Here is a 20,672-nt window from a genome sequence, read left to right on the forward strand (position 1 = left end):
GAAGTGAATTCCGCTCAGCGTTACAGAACTATGTATTCCTTGCTGGGGGGAATAATGCATGAGCCGGGTTTTCGTTGAGTCAACTACAGCGATCGCGCAGAGGCGCGCAGAGACTTTTTAGTTGCCGCTGCCGCGCGCCACACGCCGTTGCTTGACTGCTTCGGCGAGACCTTCCAGCACGGCGACGCTTTCGTCCCAACCGATGCACGCATCGGTGATGCTCTGGCCGTAGGTCAGCGCGCAGCCTTCCTGCAGATCCTGGCGGCCCGCGATCAGATGCGATTCCACCATCACGCCGATAATCCGTTCGTCACCCGAAGCAATCTGGCGGCCGATGTCCGCGCACACCGGAATCTGGTTCTCGTGCTTCTTCGAGCTGTTCGCATGGCTCGCATCGATCATCAGACGCGCCGCGAGGCCTGCCTTGCCGATATCGGCGCATGCCGCATTGACGCTGTCCGCGTCGTAGTTCGGTGTCTTGCCGCCGCGCAGGATGATGTGGCAGTCCTCATTGCCGGCGGTCGAGACGATCGCCGAGTGGCCGCCCTTGGTGACCGACAGGAAATGGTGCGGCTGCGACGCGGCCTTGATCGCGTCGACGGCGATCTTGACGTTGCCGTCAGTGCCGTTCTTGAAGCCGACCGGGCACGACAGTCCCGATGCCAGTTCGCGGTGCACTTGCGATTCGGTCGTCCGCGCGCCAATCGCCCCCCACGAGATCAGATCGGCGATGTACTGCGGGCTGATCATGTCGAGGTATTCGGTGCCGGCCGGCAGGCCGAGTTCGTTGATACGCAGCAGCAACTCGCGCGCGGTGCGCAGGCCGTCGTTGATCTTGAAGCTGTTGTCCATGTGCGGGTCGTTGATGAGACCCTTCCAGCCCACCGTCGTACGCGGCTTTTCGAAGTACACCCGCATCACGATTTCGAGTTCGCCGGCGAAGCGCTTGCGCTGTTCGACGAGACGCCCGGCGTATTCCATCGCCGCCTTCGTATCGTGAATCGAGCACGGTCCGATGATGACGATCAGACGGTCTTCCATGCCGTGCAGGATGCGATGCATCGCGTTGCGCGAGTTGTAGATCACGTCGGACACCGTCTCGTCGCAGGCGAATTCGCGAATCAGGTGAGCGGGCGGCGTGAGTTCTTTCAATTCGCGGATGCGGACATCGTCGGTGTTGTGCGGGGGCATGTTTATTCTCCTGAATCGGTCGTAGCGTGTTCGCGCGGGCAATGAAGGCTGCGATCAGACGGCAATCGGGCAGCGATGCCACGGCGAACAACAATCAAAAAGATTTCAACGGCAAAAGTTTCAAAGGCGTGAGGCGAAAAAAAACCGCCAGGCTAGCTGGCGGTTTTCGTGAATTCTGGGTGTCTTGCGTGCACTAACACCCCTCTCGATCCGCCAGCGGTCTGAGATGCCAAAAAAAGTAAAAGTAAAACTTGGCGGACATGGCGAAATTGGGTCGCTGGTCAAAAAGGGTGAGTGACTTTATAACCCGTGCAAGCTCGGCTGACAAGCTGCGGGATGCAAAAATGCGGTAAATCCGCATACTTCGCGCATTGTATGCACGAAGTATGCGTCTACATCAAAATCAGGCTGTACCGCCGACCGTCATCTTGTCGATACGTAGCGTCGGCTGACCGACGCCCACCGGCACGCTCTGGCCTTCCTTGCCGCACACGCCGACGCCCGAATCGAGCTTCATGTCGTTGCCGATCATGCTGACGAATTTGAGCGATTCCGGCCCGCTGCCGATCAGCGTCGCGCCCTTGACCGGGTAGGTGACCTTGCCGTTTTCGATCATGTACGCCTCGGAGGCCGAGAACACGAACTTGCCGTTCGTGATGTCGACCTGGCCGCCGCCGAAGTTCACCGCATACAAACCGTTCTTCACGGACGCGATGATTTCCTGCGGGTCTTTGTCGCCGTTGAGCATGTACGTGTTGGTCATGCGCGGCATCGGCAGCGCGGCATACGATTCGCGGCGCGCATTGCCGGTGACCGGCATCTTCATCAGCCGGGCGTTCAACGTGTCCTGGATGTAACCCTTCAGGATGCCGTCTTCGATCAGCGTCGTGCACTGGGTCGGATTGCCTTCGTCGTCGATGTTCAGCGAGCCGCGGCGGTTCGGCAGTGTGCCGTCGTCGACCACAGTCACGCCCTTGGCCGCAACCTGCTCGCCGATCCGACCCGCGAACGCCGAGGACCCCTTGCGGTTGAAGTCACCTTCGAGGCCGTGGCCGATCGCTTCGTGCAGCAGCACGCCGGGCCAGCCCGGTCCGAGCACAACAGTCATCGCGCCGGCCGGAGCCGGGCGGGCGTCGAGGTTCACGAGCGCTGCATGCACAGCGTCGTCGACATAGCTCGACAGCACTTCGTCAGTGAAATAGCCGTAGTCGAAGCGGCCGCCGCCGCCGCCGCTGCCGATTTCGCGGCGGCCGTTCTGTTCGGCGATCACCGTGACCGATACGCGCACGAGCGGACGGATATCGGCCGCGAAGCCGCCGTCGCTGCGCGCGACCAGCACTACGTCGTATTCGCCGGCGAGGCCTGCCATCACTTGCTGGATGCGCGGATCGCGGCCGCGCGCCATCTGTTCGATGCGCTCGAGCAGCTTGACCTTGGCGGTCGCGTCGAGCGAGTGCAGCGGATCGGACGGCAGGTACAGATCGCGCCCGGCAATGCCGGTCAACGACGAGGCCACCTTGATCTTCTGCTTGCCGCCGCCCGCCTTGGCAATCGAACGGGTGGCGAGCGCCGCCTGACGGATCGCTTCGGGCGACAGATCGTCCGAATACGCAAAGGCAGTGCGATCGCCCGACACGGCGCGCACGCCGACACCTTGGTCGATGCTGAAGCTGCCCGACTTCACGATGCCTTCTTCGAGACTCCACGCTTCGCTGCGCGTGTACTGGAAGTACAGGTCGGCGTAGTCGATCTTGTGCGTGAAGATTTCGGCGAGCGTGCGGGTGAGCAGGGCTTCGTCGAGACCGTAGGGCGTCAGGAGGATGTCCTTGGCGGTGGCGAGATTACGGATACCGGGTTCGATGATGTTCATGCGAAGTATGTTCTGCTCGATACGAAGGATTCGGTTAGCGCTTGCATCACCACTATATGAGTGACGAGCGCCGCACTTTCAATGTCAGGTAACACATCAGCAGCTCAGCACGCGGTGACGCCAGGCGGGCAGGCTCTGCCGCACTTCGTCGATGCGCGCACGCTCGAGATTGCCGGTCACCACGCCGGCGCCTTCGTCGCGCACCGCGACGACTTCGCCCCACGGGTCGATCAGCATGCTGTGGCCCCATGTCCGGCGGCCGTTTTCATGTTTGCCGCCTTGCGCGGCGGCTAGCACGTAACACTGGTTTTCGACCGCCCGGGCGCGCAGCAGCATCTCCCAATGCGCGCGGCCGGTGGTGTAAGTGAACGCCGACGGTACCACGATCAGCGCGCAGTCGCCCATGCGCCGGTACAGCTCCGGAAAGCGCAAATCGTAGCAGACCGACAGGCCGATCCGCCCGAACGGCGCCTCGAAGGTGCGGACTTCGCCGCCGGGGCAGATGGTGCGCGCCTCGTCGAACGATTCTTCGCCCTTTTCGAAGTTGAACAGATGGATCTTGTCGTAGCGCGCGGCCTCGTTGCCTTGCCGGTCGAACACCAGCGTGGTGTTCAGCACGCGCGACGGTTCCTGCGACATCAACGGCAAGGTGCCGCCGATCACCCATACCTTGTGGCGGCGCGCAGCGTCGGCGAGAAAGCGCTGGATCGGGCCGTCCTGGTAGGGCTCGCGCACGGCGAGCTTGTCCGTGTCCTTGAAGCCCATGAAGCAGAAGTACTCGGGCAGCAGGACGAGTTGCGCGCCGTCGGCGGCGGCTTCGGCAATCAGCCGTTCCGCTTCGGCCAGATTGCGTTCGCGATCCGGCGTGCTCACCATTTGCAGCGCGGCCACGCGGAACACGCTTTCGAAAGATCCGCTGGACGCCGCGCTGGGCGCGGCAGTGGACGAAGCGGTGGACGAGGATGAAGAGACGTGTGTTTCGCTCATGAGCGTTTCGAAAAACTCCCGGCAAGGCGGCGGCGCGAACCGTTGGCGCCGCATACGTCGTTCAAGGCTGGCTGGGGACTGAGGCGCGGCACGGCGCTCTTCTGATCAAACACAGGATCGGATCGGGCTCAGTGCGCTTCCACGGTCGAAGCCGGAGCGTCCATCTTACCGCGATCGCTCTTCACCCGCTCGATGTGCGGTTTCGACCACGGACCGGTGATCGCGTACTCGCGTGCAAACGCCGTGGAGACCGATTTGCTGAACGCCAGATCGGCCACCAGCGCGCCCAGCCCGAGCAGCGGATTGATCACGGTCGCGGCGATCACGGCGGCGCCGGCGCTGACGGTCGGCACGATCTGCACGTGCAGATCCTGGGTTTCCTGCGCCAGATCCACCGAGCCCTTCATCTCAGCGCGGGCCGGCGCCGTCACCATCTCGAAGTTCTCGGTGCGGCCAATGCCATTGTGGATTTCGCCCGTGCCGGTGACGTGCTCGAAAGGCAGCCCTTCGCCAATCACGTCGCGGAAATTGAGCGTGGCGAAGCGCGCGAGGCTTTGCAGGCTGAGCACGCCCAACAGTTTCGCGACGCCCGGGTCGACCTTGAGAATCTGCCCATGGCGCAGATCGACGGCCAGATTGCCGTTGAGCGTCGGGTAGTCGATGGTAGTCGGGCCGCCGCGCCACACCACCTTGCCCGAGAGGGAGCCGCTGCCGGCCTTGAGCGTGCGCGGCTGGCCGAAGCGCTCCAGCAGCGCGCCGGCGTCCTTGATGTCGAGTTTGAAATCGAACACCGTACGGCGCGGCGTCGCTTCGTCGGCGGTGTTGCCGAGACCCGTCGACGTGCGCCAGTTCGCGGTGGCGGTCAGCGTGGCGGCGGGATTGGTGATGTCCAGCTTGTCGAGTTGCCAGACCGGCACACCGTCTTCTTCGAAGTTGTGTGCGTCCACTTCGAGCCGGCCTATGTCGCGATCGCGCACGATCAACTCATTGACCACCAGATCGATCGACGGCATGTTCTGCGCCGGCGCCGAAATGGCCTGGCCGAGCAGGTCTTTATCCGTGGCGGAGGGGATCACCACACGGGCAAAGCGCGCCTGCAGCGTGCCCGGCGATTCCTTGTTGGCGCCCGGCAGCCAGGACACGTGGCCCGACACCTGGTTCGACGCGATGTTGGCCTGCCATTTGCCGTCCGCATGCGAAGCGCCGACGATCACGCTGTCCCAGTGCCGCTTGAGCAGTGTCAGCGTGCCGACGTGCACCGCGAAGCGGCTCGGCAGGAATTGCGCGAGGGTCGGATTAGGCGTGGCCGGCGCGGCTGCGGGCGCGTCCTTGTTGCGCATCTGCGTGACGAGCGCGCGCCAGGCATCGGCATCGAACGCTTCGACGTCGACGGCGGCGATCACGCCCTCGGACGGCAGGTCGGCGGGCTTGTTGACGCCGATCGCGCCGCTCACGACCGTCGGCGGCGTTTTCGGTTGGTAACGCAGCAGGTAGGTGGCGGCGATCGGGCCGAAGGTGAGGTCGGCCCGTTCCAGGCCGGCTTCGCTTGCGCTGGCGTAGGGGCTGACCGCGAAGTGCAGCGGCATCGGCGTGCCGACAGGCTTGTTGAACGGCGCGGGGAAGTCGAGCGCGAGGCCGGTCAGATCGGAGTTCGCCGTGACTTCCGGCAACCGCCCCTTGGCGCCGCGCACGTTGAGCGCATAAGGCGCGCTGCCGCTCATGCGCGTCAGGACCTGCGCGGTCGGACCATGCAGATTCAGGCCGCGCGCGGCGTCGACGGCGATATGGCCGCCGAGGTCGAGTGCATACGTGCCGTCCTGCTTCAGGCCGCCATTCGCGTGCACGTCGCCGCCGAGGAACTGGCCCGAGAGCCGGTCGACTTGCGCCGTATGCTCGGTAAAACGCACCTTGCCGTTCAGTTGCGACAACGGCGGCACGTTATCGACCGTCAAACGGTTATTCTGGAAGCCCACTGCGCCTTCCACGGCGATATGCGGCTTCGGCGTGCGCGGCACGGTCAGCTTGAGCGCCAGCGCGGCGGGCCCTTCGGCGCGCACTTTCTCGGTCGCATGTTTGGACATGATGCCGAGCGAGCTTTCGTTGACGTAGTCGAGCATGTCGGCAAGCGGCCCACGGCCGTTGCCATCGATGACGAGGTTCGACGCCTTGGTGCCGAGATCGTCGATCCTGCCGTTCACCTTGTTTAAAGCGACCCGCTTGTAATGGGCGCGGTCGATATCGAAGCGCAGCACGTTCTCTTTGAGTTCGAACACGCCGTCGATGCCATCCAGCGGCGGCCACACGTTCGGCGTGCCGTTCTTCATCTTGCGCGGCGGGTACGGCGAAGGGTCGAACTTGCCGCCCTTGAAAGGCGCGACGATATGGAAGACCCCGGCCTCCGGGGCACGCGAGTAGGGGAATTTGGTCAGATCGCCGTGTATTTCGATCGTCGCGCCGCGCGAGATGCCGGCTTGCAGCCCATGGCCCAGGTAGATGCGCAGTTTTTCGCTGATGCTGGTCGGCAGATAGCGGACGATGCGTGTGACCTGCGCGCGCTGGAAGTCGGCCTTCAGGTCGAGCGAACCGCGCCCATGGCCCGGGTTGCTGTAATCGACGGTGGCGGTGGCGTCGGCGTCCGCGTTCGAGATGCCGAAGTCGGCCAGCTTGACGGTGAAGGCCGGGTGATTCTCGCCCGGCGCCTTCGGCGTGATGGTCCAGTCCGCCCGGCCATGCAGGCGGTCGAGTGTCAGGCGCGGGTCGTCGAACACACCCGGCAGCGTAATCGCGACGTTGGAGGTGTTGAGCGTCGCGGTGCCGTGGTTTTCGTCGGCGTCGACGCTGCCCCACAGGTTTTCGATGCCGGGAATGCCCGCGCGCGGGTGATTCAGCGGGGTGAGCCCCGGCGGCGGTTCCTGCGCGGCAACGCTGATGCCTTGCAGGTCGCCCTTGAAACGATAACGCTCGATCGGTTCGGCGCCGCTTGGCCGGTGGTCGCTGCCCGCTTCGCCGGACTCCGGTTTGCCGCGTTCGACCTCGATCACATAGTTCGACACCATGCCGCGGGGATTGAAGCGCAGCAGGTTGTTCAGCAGGGGCCGCGGCAGCGGCAGCGCGCGGCTGAATTCGGCGAGGATGCCCAGGTCGACGCGGTCGCCGCTGACGCTGACGAGTTGCCCATGCTGCAGCGAGGCGGTCCGGTAGCGGCCGTGCAGCGTGGTTAGCGCGAGGGTGCGGGTGAGCGGCGTGCCGTCGTCGAGCGGCGGTTGGCCGAGCTCGGCGCGCAAGTGGTTCAGTTGCAGCGTGTAGTCGCCCTGGTCGACTTCGAGACCCCACGAGAAATTGGCGATCGGCACCACCAGCTTGGGCTGGGTCGGGCGGACCCGCATCGAGACGTCCGTGCCGGCCAACTGCCCGCTCGCCGACTTCATGCGGCCGTCGGCGAAGTCAGCCCAGATCGCGTTGTCGATGCGGCCGGCGAACATCTCGATCGGGAAATTGATGTAGCGCGCGAGAGTCGGCAGATCGACGGGACCGGTCGACATATAGACCTGGCCGGCCCAGTTGACCGGCTTGCCGATCGCGGAGAGGCGGGCGTGTTTGAAATGCGTACGGAAGTCGATCGGCCCGTGCAGGACATGGCCGTCGGCGGGCGCCTGCAACGCGAGCCGGTGATCGTAGCCGTCGTTGAGAATCGCGATCCGGATGTCGCTCAGGGCAAGCTCCGGCGCGTCATGCTGGGCATCGCGCCAGCGCAGCACGCCGCCGCGCACCACGATTGCCTGTTGGCGCAACAGCCAAGTGGACAGGGTGTCGTTGCCGCTGTGCCGGGTGGGCACCGGCACGCCCGCCACCGAGATCACGCCGTCGCTGCTGCGCGACACCAGCACGTCCGGTTGATCGACGATCAGGCTAGAAAGCGCGGGATGGAACTGCCAGAGCGACTTCCACGAGAGCGCGGCGGTGGCATGCGGAATGGTCAGCGCCGCTTTGCCTTCCGGGTCGCGGATGACGATATCGGTGACGTCGAGGCCCGGCTGAAAGCCGCTCCAATGCGGCGCCAGCTTGCCGATGGTGAACTGTGTGTGCAGTTTCTCGGAAACGATGGCTTCGATGCGCGGACGGAACGAGTCGACGCGCGGCAGCAGTACATAACGCAAACCGAGAAACAGACCCGCCGCGATAAAGTAGAAGGCGAGTGCGAGCGCCAGCACTACATGGGACGTCCGATGCAGCACCATGTGGGCGCTTCCGCTCGCGGGCCGGACCTGCCTGGTTTCGTGCGGGTCGGCGGATTCGTTTCGCTCGGACATGCTGCGGCGGGTGGGCGTATGGTAGTTTTGCGAATTAACGACGAAATGTAACACACGGGAAAGCGTCGGCGGACCTCCGGCAAACCCTTTCTCCATGCCGTCTCGCGACCTGCGCGAGGCCGCGGGACCCGTGTGCTGCGGCGAACTGAACAACGCTGATAAAGCAACGAGCGAGCCAGACCCTTGATGACTGACGCAACACTCCTGAGTTCCAGCTATTCACATTACGCGGCGCGTGCCGCGGCGGCCCGTCCGCAAATCGTGGCGCAGGTGGTGGCGCTCGCCTCCGCACCCCTCACGCGAGAACGGATCGACGCGCGCTTTGACGCGCTGTGTGCCGAGGCAGCCGGCGCGGGCGACGGCCCGTTGAGTGAGGATGCACTCAAACGGGCCTTGCGCCAATTGCGCACTGAGGTATTTTGCGCCGTGATGGAGCGTGACCTGGCGGGCGAGGCGGATGTCGCCGAAGTCACCGGCGCGATGACCGATCTGGCGGAGACGACAATCCAACGCGCGCTCGCGGTCGTGTCCGCCGAGCTCGAAACGCTCTACGGCGAACCGCGCGGACCGCAGGGCGAGCGGCTCGCACTCGGCGTGGTCGGGATGGGCAAGCTGGGCGGGCGTGAGCTGAATGTTTCGTCGGATATCGATCTGATCTTCATTTATGAAGAGGACGGTGAGACCGCGGGCGGTCAGCGTTCGCCGATCGCGACGCAGGACTTTTTTACGCGTCTGGGTAAGCGCCTGATCGGCGCATTGGCCGAGGTGACCGCCGACGGTTACGTGTTCCGCGTCGATATGCGCTTGCGGCCGAACGGCGATTCGGGGCCGCTCGTGTGCAGCCTCGGTATGCTCGAAGAGTATTTCTACGTGCAGGGCCGCGAGTGGGAGCGCTATGCGTGGATCAAGGGCCGGCTCGTGTCCGAAGGCGCGAGCGACGCTGCGCGGCGGTTGCAGAAGCAGCTCGACGCGATCGTCACGCCGTTCGTCTATCGGCGTTATCTCGACTTCGGTGTGATCAGCGCAATCCGTGCGCTGCATTTGCAGATTCGCCAGGAAGCACAGCGGCGTGCCTCGATGCGGCCCGACAAGGCTGACGACATCAAGCTGGGCCGCGGCGGCATCCGCGAAATCGAATTCAGCGCTCAGGTGTTCCAGCTGATCCGCGGCGGGCAGGATGCCGGCTTCCGGGTGCGTCCGACGCTCGCTGTCTTGCGGCACGCGGCCACGCACGGGCTGCTCGATACCTCGGTCTGCGTGAAGCTTTCACAGGCCTACCGCTTCCTGCGCGAACTCGAACACCGCCTGCAATACCGCAACGACGCGCAAACTCACGCGATGCCGGTCGATCCTGAGGAGCGCGTGGCGCTCGCGCAAGCAATGGGTTGCGACAACTATGCCGCGTTGATGCTCAAGCTCGACGCGCATCGCGAGTTCGTCGAGCAGCAGTTCGACCAGATTTTCGCCGACAAGGTGAGCGGTCGCGATGGCTGCGGCGCACCGGAAGACGGCGCGGCGGCGTGGGTCTGGAGCAGCGCGCTCGCCGACGACAGCGCTGAGGACGCGCTTCGCGCGCGCCTGATTGAACTGGGTGTGTCCGAGCCGGACGAGCTGCTGGCGCGCTTGCGGGCGATATGGCAGTCATCGCGTTACGCGGGGCTCGCCGAGCGTAGCCGCCAGCGCTTCGATATCGTCGCGCAGCGTGCGCTGGAAGCCGCGCGTACCCTGGAGCCGCTCGAACGGCGCGGCGATACGGTGGCGCGTTTCTTCGACCTGCTCGAAGCCGTGAGCCGGCGCGGCGCGTACCTCGCGCTGTTGACGGAATATCCACAGGCGCTGCATCGGGTGCTGTCGGTGCTGGGTGGTTCGCGCTGGGCCGCCGGCTATCTGATCCGCCACCCGCAATTGCTCGACGAACTCCTCGACGACGAGGCGATGGACAGTCCGTTCGACTGGCCTGAATTCAAGCGCACGCTGCGCTTGCGTCTGGCCGCGGCGGATGGCATCGAGCAACAGATGGACCTGCTGCGCCACGCGCACCAGGCCGAGGTGTTCCGCATCCTGCTGATCGATCTGGCCGGCAGGCTGAGCGTCGAGCATGTGAGCGACCGCCTGTCAGAGCTTGCCGACGTCGTGCTCGACGTCACGCTCGAAGCTGTCTGGAACCAATTGGCCAAACGCCATCGCGAGGTGCCGAAGTTTGCGGTGATCGCGTACGGCAAGCTGGGCGGCAAGGAGCTCGGCTACGCATCCGACCTCGACGTCATCTTCCTCTACGACGATCCGGACGATGCTGCCGCCGACGTCTATGCCACCTACACCCGCCGCCTCATCACCTGGCTAACGACGGCGACCGGCGCTGGCACCTTGTTCGATGTCGACTTGCGGCTACGGCCAAACGGCGAGTCGGGCCTGCTCGTCACCGATCTGGACGCGTTCCGCCGTTATCAACTGCGTGAAGGCGATGCCGCCAACACGGCGTGGGTGTGGGAGCATCAGGCATTGAGCCGCGCGCGCTACTGCGCGGGCGACGCCGAAATCGGCGCGAAATTCGAGCAGATTCGCGAACAGGTGCTGACCACGCCGCGCGAGGCCGAACCGCTCGCGAAGGAAATCGTCGAGATGCGCGAGCGCGTGGAGGCGGGGCATCCGAACCATACGGCGCTGTTCGACCTGAAGCACGATCGCGGCGGCATGGTCGATATCGAATTTACCGTGCAGTACTGGGTGCTGCTGCATGCGGCGAGCGATCCCGAACTGATCCGCAATACCGGCAATATCGCGCTGCTGCGTGAGGTGTCGCGCTTCGGCCTGATGAGCGAGGCGGAAGCGGAGACGGTCGGGGCGGCCTATCGGACCTACCGGAAGTTGCAGCACCAACTGCGGCTGGACGGGATGGAGAAGGCGCGGGTCGATCCGGCGCTGGTAGTGACTGAGCGCGAAGCGGTGCTGAGGCTGTGGGAGCGGGTGTTTGGCTGAAGCTTCGCAATGATTTCCGGCCCGCGTTCCTAAGCCGCCAGCATTTCCTTCGCGTGCTTGCGGGTGGTGGCGGTGATCTCCAGTCCGCCGAGCATCCGAGCGACTTCTTCGACGCGGCTCGCGCGGTCGAGCGAGGTCACGCTGCTGACCGTGCCGCCCTTGCCGTTGCCCGACTTCGCCACCTGGAAATGATGGTCGCCGCGCGCGGCGACTTGCGGCAAGTGCGTGACGCACAGCACCTGACGCGCTTGCCCCAGTTGATGCAGCAACCGCCCAACCACTTCGGCGACGCCGCCGCCGATTCCCGTATCCACTTCGTCGAAGATCAGGGTTGGTGTCGGGCTCGCGGCGCTCGCAATGACCGCCAGAGCGAGACTGATCCGCGCCAGTTCCCCGCCTGAGGCGACTTTCGCGAGCGGCCGCAGCGGCACGCCGGCGTGACCGGCGACGCGGAATTCGACCTGTTCGAGCCCGTGCGCGCCACCTTCCGGCAACGGGACCAGCGCCACCTCGAAGCTGCCGCCTTTCATCGACAGTTCCTGCATGCCAGTGGTCACTGCTGCGCCCAAGGCCTTGCCGGCCTTGGCGCGCGCCTTCGACAGTTTTTTCGCTTCTGCGAGGAAGGCTTCTTTGGCTTTGGCTTCGGCCGCGTGGAGGCTGTCGAGATCGGCGGCGGCGTCGAGCGCGGCAAGTTGCGCGCGACGCGCTTCGTGTTCTTCCGGCAGCGTCTCGGGTTGCAGGCGGAATTTGCGTGCGGCCGAGTGCAGCGCGTCGAGACGCTTTTCGACCTGGGCGAGCCGGTCTGGATCCAGTTCGAGCTTCTGCGCGTAGTGGCTGAGCGAATAGGCGGCTTCCTGCAACTGGATTTCCGCCGGTTCCAGCGCCGCCAGCACATCGTTCAGCGCCGGGTCGATCTCGGCGAGGTCGCGCACTTTCGACACGATCGAGGCGAGATGCGTGATCATCGCCTCATCAGATTCGGACAGCGCGCCGAGCGCCCCTTGCACGCCGTCGATCAGATTGGCCGAGTGCGACAGGCGCCGGTGTTCGGCGTTGACCTCTTCCCACTCGCCTGGTTGCGGCGAAAGTTTGTCCAGCTCGGTGAGCTGCCAGGCGAGCCGCTCGCGCTCCAGTTGCAGCTCGCGATCGCGCGTTTTCGCGTGCTCGACAGCCTGAATCTTTTCGCGCCACGACCGCCATGTACGCGTGACGGTTGCAGCGGTTTCCGTGAGGCCGGCATGGGTGTCGAACAGCTCGCGCTGCGCGTCCGGACGCATCAGCAACTGATGCGCATGCTGCCCGTGAATATCCACCAGCATCTCGCCGACTTCGCGCAACTGCGCGAGCGTCGCCGCCGTGCCGTTGATGAACGCGCGCGAGCGGCCGTTCGCGTCCACCACGCGACGCAGCATGACGGTGCCGCCGTGATGGCCGTCGTCGGCGGTCGTGCCGAGCGCCTGCTCGTCGAGCCATTGCTCGACTTGCGCATGCGTCTCGAATTCCGCGGTGATGTCGGCACGGCTCTCGCCGGTGCGCACCACGTTCGCATCGGCGCGGGCACCGAGCGCAAGGGCCAGTGCGTCGATCAGGATCGACTTGCCGGCGCCTGTTTCGCCTGAGAAAACGGTAAAGCCGCTGTCGAATTCGAGGTCGAGCGCGGCGACGATGACGAAGTCGCGTATCGAGAGGTGGCGAAGCATGGAGGTCGTCTGGTGAGCTTGAGATTCAGGGTTCGGCAGCGGCGGCGTTCGTGTTCCGGCGGCCCGGCATTCCGGCTTTCCGGCGTTTCGGGCCGTTCAGGGCTTGGTATCTTCTTCGTGCGACGGGTATTCGTTCCAGTGCAGCTTCTTGCGCAGCGTCGCGAAATGGCTGTAGCCGACCGGATGCAGCATCGGCACCGTATGGCGCGAGCGGCGCACTTCGATCGTGTCGCCCAATTCCAGTGAAGTGAACGACTGCATGTCGAAATTGACGTTCACTTCGCGGCCCGAGACGATCTGGATGCTCACCTTCGAGTCGTCCGGCAGCACGATTGGCCGGTTCGACAACGCATGCGGCGCAATCGGCACCAGCACGATGCCTTGTAATTGCGGATGCAGGATCGGCCCCTGCGAGGACAGCGCGTAGGCGGTCGAACCCGTTGGCGTGGCGACGATCAGGCCGTCCGAGCGCTGGTTGTACATGAAGCGCCCGTCCACCGAGACATGCAGTTCCGCCATCCCCGAGAAACCGCTGCGGTTGACCACCACGTCGTTGAAGGCAAGTGCGTGATAGATCGGGGCGCCGTCGCGCATGATGCGCGCTTCGAGCAGCATGCGCTCTTCGCGCTCGAAGTTGCCTGAGAGCATTTGCGGCACGATCTCGCGCATGTCGGAGATCGGAATGTCGGTAATGAAGCCGAGCCGGCCGTGGTTGATGCCGATCAGCGGCGTGCGGTAGGGCGCGAGCTGGCGCCCAATGCCTAGCATCGTGCCGTCGCCGCCTAGCACCACGGCAACGTCGGCGCGCGCGCCGATCTCGGCGGGACGCAGCGCCGGATAGTCGGTTACGCCAATTTCGGCGGCGGTGTCGGCTTCGAATACGACCTCGAAGCCGCGCCTCGCGATGCACGAGGCGAGCTCGGTCAGCGGCTCGCCGATGCCCGGCGTATTGTTGCGCCCGACGAGCGCGACGGTCTTGAACTGGCTGGTCACTTGCATGCCGGCATTACACCATAGGTAGGGCCTGAAAAGAACCGCAGACAGACCCGGTAGCGAGCCTGCGCAAGCGCGCTGCCGGCGCATTGGGCGATTATCGTTAGAATGGTGAAACCTTGATGACATGCCCCGCCCCGCCAACCGGCGGCGCGATAGTCAGGGGTTGGCGCCGTTAGCGCTCGCTGTAGCCGCGTCATTGAGCTAAAATTTTCCGTCATGCTAGATCCCCGCGCACAAACCCTCCTCAAAACGCTGATCGAGCGCTACATCGCCGAAGGTCAGCCGGTCGGCTCGCGCACGTTGTCACGCTATTCCGGCCTCGAACTGAGCCCGGCCACGATCCGCAACGTGATGTCCGATCTCGAGGACCTGGGGCTCGTAATCAGTCCACATACGTCGGCGGGCCGGATTCCGACGCCGCGCGGTTACCGGCTGTTCGTCGATACCATGCTGACGGTGGAATCCGCCGCGGACGAAGAAGCGGTGATGCGTATCGTCAAGACTACGCTGCAGGCGGGCGAGCCGCAGAAAGTCGTCGCCGCGGCGGCCAGCGTGCTGTCCAATCTGTCGCAGTTCGCCGGTGTGGTGCTCACGCCGCGCCGCAGCCACGTGTTCAAGCAGATCGAATTCATGCGCCTGTCGGACAAGCGCATCCTGCTGATCATCGTGACGCCCGAGGGCGACGTGCAGAACCGCATTATGGCCACCCAGCGCGACTTTTCGCCGTCGCAACTGGTGGAAGCCTCCAATTACATCAATGCGCACTTCGCGGGCCTCTCGTTCGACGACGTGCGCCGCCGCCTGCGCGAAGAAATCGACGAATTGCGCGGCGACATGACCACGCTGATGCACGCCGCGGTCACGGCCAGCACGGATGAAACCGACACCGGCGAACACGTGTTGATTTCCGGCGAGCGCAACCTGCTCGAAGTCGCCGACCTTTCGTCGGACATGGCGCGCCTGCGCAAGCTGTTCGATGTGTTCGACCAAAAGACCAGTCTCCTTCAGTTGCTCGACGTGTCGAGTCACGCCGCGGGCGTGCAGATTTTCATTGGCGGCGAGTCGAATCTCGTGCCGATCGAGGAAATGAGCGTCGTCACCGCGCCTTATGAGGTGAACGGCAAGATTGTCGGCACGCTTGGCGTGATCGGGCCGACCCGCATGGCCTACAACCGCGTGATCCCAATCGTGGACATCACCGCGCGGTTGCTTTCGCTGACGCTTAGTCAACAGTAACCTGCGGTCACCGTGGCTGCCGCACACCTCATGCTGCAAATGATGCGCGACAGCGCGCGGCTTGCCAATTGGCCGAATGGCCAGGGGTCCCTGGCGGACCTCGCAATGGACCGCGCCGCTATAATGAATTCCACCTGAACCGACTCTCCGCCCAAAGCGGTTATCCCTGCTGCCTATGCGCTTCGACCTCGAGCGGCCATCGCAGAACGCCACGTCACATCGTGTGGCCGTGTTGCTGATCAATCTCGGCACGCCCGACGCGCCGACACCGCGTGCGGTCCGGCGCTATCTTGCGCAGTTCCTGTCCGATCCGCGTGTGGTCGAAATTCCGGCGCTGCTCTGGCAGGTGATCCTGCGCGTGTTGATTTTGCCGTTCCGGAGCCCCGCGTCAGCAAAGAAGTACGCGGCCGTGTGGATGCCGGAAGGCTCGCCGCTGCGTGTCTTCACGGAGAAGCAGGTGGAGGGTTTGCGCCATCTGCTGCAATTGAACGATTACACGGTGCTGGTCGACTACGCGATGCGCTATGGCACGCCCGGCATTCCGGCCATGCTGAACCAGCTCAAGCTGGCGGGCGCCGAGCGCGTGCTGCTGATGCCCATGTATCCGCAATACTCGTCGTCGACCACGGCCACGGCGTTCGACGACGCTTTTTCTGCCCTCAAGCGCATGCGGAATCAGCCGGAAATCCGCACGGTGCGCCAGTACGCCGATCATCCGGCGTATATCGCCGCGCTCGCCGCTCAGGTGCACCACTACTGGCATCAGCACGGCCGACCGGATTTCGCGGCAGGCGACAAGCTGGTGCTGAGTTTTCACGGCGTGCCCAAGCGCACGATGGATCTCGGCGATCCGTATCACGAGCAATGCCAGCAGACCGGCGCGTTGTTGACGCAGGCGCTGGGATTGACGCAGGTGGAATGCCGCGTCACGTTTCAGTCGCGCTTCGGCAAGGCTGAGTGGCTGCAGCCGTACACCGCCCCCACGCTGAAGGAATTGGGCTCGGCGGGCGTGCGGCGTGCCGACGTGTTCTGTCCGGGTTTTACCGCCGACTGCCTTGAAACGATTGAAGAAATCGGCATGGAGGTGCGCGACGAGTTCCTGCAGGCGGGCGGCAAGGAATTCCATCGAATTCCCTGCCTGAACGCCTCGCAGCCGTGGATCGCCGCGCTCGGCGAGATCGTCGCGCAGAATCTGCAGGGCTGGCCCGTGCAAGCGGTGCCGGTGCCGCACACGACTGGGGCTTAAGCAGGCTCATGAATTACAGGATTTCAACCGAACCGGGCGCGAAGCTGCGCATCGACAAATGGCTTTGGGCGGCGCGCTTCTTCAAGACCCGCTCGCTCGCGGCGGATGCCGTCGAAAAAGCGCACGTGCGCATCGGCGGCGCGAGTGTCAAACCGGCCAAGGAGGTGCGCGTAGGCGACCTGGTCGAGATAGAAATCGAGCGGATTGTCTGGCAGGTGGAAGTGCTGGGCGTATGCGACGTGCGCGGCCCGGCCAGCGTCGCGCAGACGCTTTATGCGGAAACGGAAGAGAGCAAGGTGAAGCGGCAGGTCGAGCAGGAGCGGCGCAAGACATACCGAGAACCGGCCGCCGCTTTGCACGGCAGGCCGACCAAGCGCGACCGGCGCACTATCGACAAACTTTCAGGTGGGGATTGAACAATTGTTCCATCGTCGCGTGCACACCGCCGTACTCGGTGGTGTGATCGTTGACGGCCCCGGACATGCAGATGGTCGTGGTGCCCGCGATCAGTACCAATGCGACCACCGATATTGCAAAGGTCAGCTTCACGGTACTCCCCTTGGGAAGATTCGAGACGGAAACAGGCGAATCAGGTGGTAATTGAAAATTATCGGTAAGGCTTACGTTAGATTAGGGTTAACGTGTCTTTTCCGACGCTTTAATGGAGCATAGGCCACTTGTTGGGCGCACTCAATCTCAATCTGATTGCGACGCAATAATGGTTGTAACCGGGCATTTCTGCCGCACGTCCGCGGTGTGAAAAGTTCCGGGAGATGCGCTTGAATTGGGTCTTTCCGGCCCCATCTGCCGTTTCGATACGCGCTCACGCACCAAGTTGTCTGTCGCAATTTTGCAACGCACAAATTGCGACAGCTTTTGACGCGTTGCCGCCACCACTAGCTTTAACCTTTTAACGACTGTCAGCGACATGGAAAACACGCAAGAGAACCCGACGAGCCAGAATCCCACGCCCGCCGACGAAACCGCGCGCCAGGCCGCCGAGGCTGCAGCATCCCAGCAGGACACCGCTGCAAACGCTGCGCCTGAAGCGCCGGCAACTGGCGTGGAAGCCGCATTGGCCGAAGCAGAGGCGAAGCTTGCCGAGATGCAGGAAAGCTTCCTGCGGGCGAAGGCGGAGACTGAGAATGTGCGCCGCCGCGCCCAGGAAGACGTCGCCAAGGCCCACAAGTTCGCGATCGAAAGCTTCGCTGAGCATTTGCTGCCGGTGGTCGACAGCCTTGAAGCGGCGGTTGCCCACTCGTCCGACGACCTGCAAAAGGTCCGTGAAGGTGTCGAACTCACGCTGCGCCAGCTCTCCGGCGCGCTGGAGAAGGGCCGCGTCGTTGCCCTGAACCCGGTTGGCGAGAAGTTCGACCCGCACCGCCACCAGGCTATTTCGATGGTGCCGGCCGACCAGGAACCGAACACCGTCGTTGCTGTGCTGCAAAAAGGCTTCGTGATCGCCGACCGCGTGCTGCGTCCGGCCCTCGTGACTGTCGCGGCGCCGAAGTAAGCAAGCATCTGAGGCGCGCAGCGCGAGCTGCCTCAGACGCCGCATCAGGGACGCGGTTATCAGCCGGTCCGTCTGACAGGCGCCGTGATGGCCAACATTCCCGTCGACGCCACTGCGGTCATGCTTCACGGCGTGTCCACATGGTTCTTCTTTTACCGAGGCAAGCGGCTTGGCCAGGCTACCGGCTGGCACGGCCTTGGGCAGTTCGAGGCGGCGGTCGCGGTCGCGCGGGACAAGATCCGTGCGGGCAATGTGGTCGGCAGTACGGCAAATGGTGAAAAAAGCGGCAAAAGTTCGACCGATTGAAAAAAATTAAAGACCGCATCGTAAAAGAGGTCTTGAAAACGATGCGGACGCACTTATGTTGAGTGCAGGTAGGAATTCAGAGCGGATCGCCGTACCGCCAGATGGGCAAAAACGGCGATTCCCGCAGCGATCAAAGTCAGGAGATTAGTAAAAATGGGCAAAATCATCGGTATCGACCTCGGCACGACCAACTCGTGCGTGGCGATCATGGAAGGCAATTCGGTCAAGGTGATCGAGAACTCGGAAGGCGCGCGCACCACGCCGTCGATCATCGCTTACATGGAAGACGGCGAGATTCTCGTCGGCGCGCCTGCGAAGCGTCAGTCGGTCACGAACCCGAAGAACACGCTGTACGCGGTCAAGCGCCTGATTGGCCGCCGCTTCGAAGAAAAGGAAGTGCAGAAAGACATCGCTCTGATGCCGTACAAGATCATGAAAGCCGATAACGGCGACGCATGGATCGAAGTGCGCGACCAGAAGCTCGCACCGCCGCAAATCTCCGCGGAAACGCTGCGCAAGATGAAGAAGACCGCTGAAGATTACCTCGGCGAGCCGGTCACAGAAGCCGTGATTACGGTTCCCGCGTACTTCAACGACAGCCAGCGTCAGGCTACCAAAGACGCAGGCCGCATCGCCGGTCTGGAGGTGAAGCGGATCATCAACGAACCGACCGCAGCCGCTCTGGCATTCGGTCTGGACAAGGCCGAAAAGGGCGACCGCAAGATCGCGGTGTATGACCTTGGCGGCGGTACGTTCGACGTATCGATCATCGAAATCGCTGACGTTGACGGCGAAATGCAGTTCGAAGTGCTGTCCACGAACGGCGACACGTTCCTCGGCGGTGAAGACTTCGACCAACGCATCATCGATTACATCATCGGCGAGTTCAAGAAGGAACAGGGCGTAGACCTGTCGAAAGACGTGCTCGCGCTGCAACGCCTGAAGGAATCGGCTGAAAAGGCGAAGATCGAATTGTCGTCGAGCCAGCAGACCGAAATCAACCTGCCGTACATCACGGCCGACGCGTCGGGTCCGAAGCACTTGAACCTGAAAATTACGCGCGCCAAGCTCGAAGCACTGGTTGAAGAACTGATCGAACGCACCATCGAACCGTGCCGCACGGCGATCAAGGACGCAGGCGTGAAGGTTGGCGAGATCGACGACGTGATTCTGGTCGGCGGCATGACGCGTATGCCCAAGGTGCAGGACAAGGTCAAGGAGTTCTTCGGCAAGGAACCGCGCCGTGACGTGAACCCGGACGAAGCCGTGGCCGTTGGCGCCGCGATTCAAGGCCAGGTTCTGTCGGGCGACCGCACGGACGTTCTGCTGCTCGACGTGACCCCGCTGTCGCTCGGCATCGAAACGCTCGGCGGCGTGATGACGAAGATGATCAACAAGAACACCACGATCCCGACCAAGCACGCACAGGTCTACTCGACGGCCGATGACAATCAGGGCGCCGTGACGATCAAGGTGTTCCAGGGCGAACGCGAAATGGCAGCGGGCAACAAGCTGCTGGGCGAGTTCAACCTCGAAGGCATTCCGCCGGCACCGCGCGGCACGCCGCAGATCGAAGTGAGCTTCGACATCGACGCGAACGGCATTCTGCACGTCGGCGCGAAAGACAAGGCGACCGGCAAGGAAAACCGCATCACGATCAAGGCGAACTCGGGTCTGTCCGAAGCCGAAATCGAGAAGATGGTGAAGGACGCCGAAGCGAACGCGGAAGAAGATCACAAGCTGCGTGAGTTGGCTGATGCCCGCAACCAGGGCGACGCGCTGGTCCATAGCACGAAGAAGGCGCTCACCGAATACGGCGACAAGCTGGACGCCGCGGAGAAGGAAGCGATCGAAACCGCGCTGAAGGACCTCGAAGAAACGCTGAAGAGCGGTTCGAGCGACAAGGCCGCGATCGAAGCCAAGATCGAAGTGGTGGCCACCGCCTCGCAGAAGATGGGCGAGAAGATGTACGCCGACATGCAAGCTGCGCAAGGTGCCGAAGCTGCGGCAGCGGGCGCGGCAGGTGCGGGCGCATCGGCGGGTGGCGCGAGCCACCAGCAGCAGGACGATGTGGTCGACGCCGAGTTCAAGGAAGTGAAGAAAGACTAAAGCCGGGTCGCAATCTGACCGTAAAGCCGCACACAGCGATGTGTGCGGCCTGGCTGCAAAACGGTTTGCTCCCGTCCGGGTGCATGAACCTGCAAAGCGGTTATCGCGCCTGGTGAGCCTTTTTGGGCTCTCCGGGCACATTTGTTTTATGGAGGGCGTTGTTTTGAGTCGCGTGAAAGCGGCGGGAAACAGCGGCCGGACGAGTCGCAAGACTCCAGCATTCAAGAGG

The 20,672-nt window shown here is 63.6% G+C and carries 14 protein-coding genes and 1 pseudogene; 8 read left to right on the top strand and 7 right to left on the bottom strand.

The genetic code is table 11. The features are described from left to right. Positions 1-117: 117 nt before the first annotated feature. Positions 118-1,191, bottom strand: coding sequence for a 3-deoxy-7-phosphoheptulonate synthase AroG (gene aroG / locus M0D64_RS34295; RefSeq protein WP_154565831.1), 1,074 nt, complete (start codon positions 1,189-1,191; stop codon positions 118-120). A 41-nt stretch (positions 1,192-1,232) separates the two neighbouring features. Here aroG and M0D64_RS34300 point away from each other — a divergent pair, with 41 nt between their 5' ends. After that, on the top strand, positions 1,233-1,388 hold the full coding sequence (locus M0D64_RS34300) for a hypothetical protein (protein ID WP_200571431.1): 156 nt from the start codon (positions 1,233-1,235) through the stop codon (positions 1,386-1,388). Positions 1,389-1,594: 206 nt separating this feature from the next. On the opposite strand, the gene tldD is transcribed toward M0D64_RS34300, so the two are convergent. From tldD to M0D64_RS34315, 3 genes are all read right to left on the bottom strand, one after another. After that, entirely contained in the window at positions 1,595-3,061 is a 1,467-nt protein-coding gene (gene tldD / locus M0D64_RS34305; protein ID WP_266261083.1) for a metalloprotease TldD, read from the bottom strand. Between the two features lie 96 nt (positions 3,062-3,157). Then, positions 3,158-4,048: a carbon-nitrogen hydrolase family protein gene (locus M0D64_RS34310; RefSeq protein WP_266261084.1), complete on the bottom strand. Its 891-nt coding sequence runs from the start codon at positions 4,046-4,048 to the stop codon at positions 3,158-3,160. A 128-nt stretch (positions 4,049-4,176) separates the two neighbouring features. Beyond that, positions 4,177-8,358, bottom strand: a complete 4,182-nt coding sequence (locus M0D64_RS34315) for a YhdP family protein (protein WP_266261085.1) — start codon at positions 8,356-8,358, stop codon at positions 4,177-4,179. A 186-nt stretch (positions 8,359-8,544) separates the two neighbouring features. Between M0D64_RS34315 and glnE the strand changes: the two genes are divergently transcribed. After that, positions 8,545-11,337 carry a bifunctional [glutamate--ammonia ligase]-adenylyl-L-tyrosine phosphorylase/[glutamate--ammonia-ligase] adenylyltransferase gene (gene glnE / locus M0D64_RS34320; RefSeq protein WP_266261086.1) on the top strand — a complete coding sequence of 931 codons (2,793 nt, stop codon included), beginning with the start codon at positions 8,545-8,547 and terminating at the stop codon, positions 11,335-11,337. Positions 11,338-11,366: 29 nt separating this feature from the next. On the opposite strand, the gene recN is transcribed toward glnE, so the two are convergent. Both recN and M0D64_RS34330 read right to left on the bottom strand, forming a co-directional pair. Then, on the bottom strand, positions 11,367-13,037 hold the full coding sequence (gene recN / locus M0D64_RS34325) for a DNA repair protein RecN (RefSeq protein WP_266261087.1): 1,671 nt from the start codon (positions 13,035-13,037) through the stop codon (positions 11,367-11,369). Between the two features lie 96 nt (positions 13,038-13,133). After that, complete coding sequence (locus M0D64_RS34330) at positions 13,134-14,036, bottom strand: NAD kinase (RefSeq protein WP_154565837.1); 903 nt, start codon at positions 14,034-14,036, stop codon at positions 13,134-13,136. Between the two features lie 213 nt (positions 14,037-14,249). Between M0D64_RS34330 and hrcA the strand changes: the two genes are divergently transcribed. The 3 genes from hrcA (at position 14,250) to M0D64_RS34345 (ending at position 16,931) form a co-directional block, all read left to right on the top strand. After that, entirely contained in the window at positions 14,250-15,269 is a 1,020-nt protein-coding gene (hrcA, locus tag M0D64_RS34335) for a heat-inducible transcriptional repressor HrcA (protein WP_154565838.1), read from the top strand. A 175-nt stretch (positions 15,270-15,444) separates the two neighbouring features. Next, positions 15,445-16,515, top strand: a complete 1,071-nt coding sequence (gene hemH / locus M0D64_RS34340) for a ferrochelatase (protein ID WP_154565839.1) — start codon at positions 15,445-15,447, stop codon at positions 16,513-16,515. Between the two features lie 8 nt (positions 16,516-16,523). Further along, positions 16,524-16,931, top strand: coding sequence for an RNA-binding S4 domain-containing protein (locus M0D64_RS34345; protein WP_054040979.1), 408 nt, complete (start codon positions 16,524-16,526; stop codon positions 16,929-16,931). Here M0D64_RS34345 and M0D64_RS34350 read toward each other — a convergent pair. Continuing rightward, a complete protein-coding gene (locus tag M0D64_RS34350; RefSeq protein WP_012431795.1) occupies positions 16,903-17,064 on the bottom strand; it encodes a hypothetical protein in 162 nt (53 codons plus the stop codon). The two genes, M0D64_RS34345 and M0D64_RS34350, sit on opposite strands and share 29 nt — an antisense overlap. 379 nt (positions 17,065-17,443) lie before the next feature. On the opposite strand from M0D64_RS34350, the gene grpE reads away from it, so the two are divergent. The 3 genes and pseudogenes from grpE (at position 17,444) to dnaK (ending at position 20,443) form a co-directional block, all read left to right on the top strand. Further along, complete coding sequence (gene grpE / locus M0D64_RS34355) at positions 17,444-18,028, top strand: nucleotide exchange factor GrpE (RefSeq protein ID WP_154565840.1); 585 nt, start codon at positions 17,444-17,446, stop codon at positions 18,026-18,028. A gap of 120 nt (positions 18,029-18,148) precedes the next feature. Continuing rightward, a pseudogene (locus M0D64_RS34360) lies at positions 18,149-18,334 on the top strand (thioredoxin); the annotation flags it as partial. A 153-nt stretch (positions 18,335-18,487) separates the two neighbouring features. Next, positions 18,488-20,443, top strand: coding sequence for a molecular chaperone DnaK (gene dnaK / locus M0D64_RS34365; protein ID WP_154565841.1), 1,956 nt, complete (start codon positions 18,488-18,490; stop codon positions 20,441-20,443). Positions 20,444-20,672: the final 229 nt, after the last annotated feature.

This window comes from Paraburkholderia sp. WS6, from assembly GCF_030464835.1.
In the GTDB taxonomy this organism is placed as follows: domain Bacteria; phylum Pseudomonadota; class Gammaproteobacteria; order Burkholderiales; family Burkholderiaceae; genus Paraburkholderia; species Paraburkholderia madseniana.

Excerpts from the sequence above, each read along its gene's own strand:
- hrcA (WP_154565838.1), top strand. The coding sequence starts at position 14,250 with ATGCTAGATCCCCGCGCACAAACCCTCCTCAAAACGCTGATCGAGCGC.
- glnE (WP_266261086.1), top strand. The coding sequence starts at position 8,545 with ATGACTGACGCAACACTCCTGAGTTCCAGCTATTCACATTACGCGGCG.
- M0D64_RS34330 (WP_154565837.1), bottom strand. The coding sequence starts at position 14,036 with ATGCAAGTGACCAGCCAGTTCAAGACCGTCGCGCTCGTCGGGCGCAAC.
- recN (WP_266261087.1), bottom strand. The coding sequence starts at position 13,037 with ATGCTTCGCCACCTCTCGATACGCGACTTCGTCATCGTCGCCGCGCTC.
- M0D64_RS34300 (WP_200571431.1), top strand. The coding sequence starts at position 1,233 with ATGAAGGCTGCGATCAGACGGCAATCGGGCAGCGATGCCACGGCGAAC.
- hemH (WP_154565839.1), top strand. The coding sequence starts at position 15,445 with ATGCGCTTCGACCTCGAGCGGCCATCGCAGAACGCCACGTCACATCGT.
- aroG (WP_154565831.1), bottom strand. The coding sequence starts at position 1,191 with ATGCCCCCGCACAACACCGACGATGTCCGCATCCGCGAATTGAAAGAA.
- dnaK (WP_154565841.1), top strand. The coding sequence starts at position 18,488 with ATGGGCAAAATCATCGGTATCGACCTCGGCACGACCAACTCGTGCGTG.
- tldD (WP_266261083.1), bottom strand. The coding sequence starts at position 3,061 with ATGAACATCATCGAACCCGGTATCCGTAATCTCGCCACCGCCAAGGAC.
- M0D64_RS34345 (WP_054040979.1), top strand. The coding sequence starts at position 16,524 with ATGAATTACAGGATTTCAACCGAACCGGGCGCGAAGCTGCGCATCGAC.
- M0D64_RS34310 (WP_266261084.1), bottom strand. The coding sequence starts at position 4,048 with ATGAGCGAAACACACGTCTCTTCATCCTCGTCCACCGCTTCGTCCACT.
- M0D64_RS34315 (WP_266261085.1), bottom strand. The coding sequence starts at position 8,358 with ATGTCCGAGCGAAACGAATCCGCCGACCCGCACGAAACCAGGCAGGTC.
- grpE (WP_154565840.1), top strand. The coding sequence starts at position 17,444 with ATGGAAAACACGCAAGAGAACCCGACGAGCCAGAATCCCACGCCCGCC.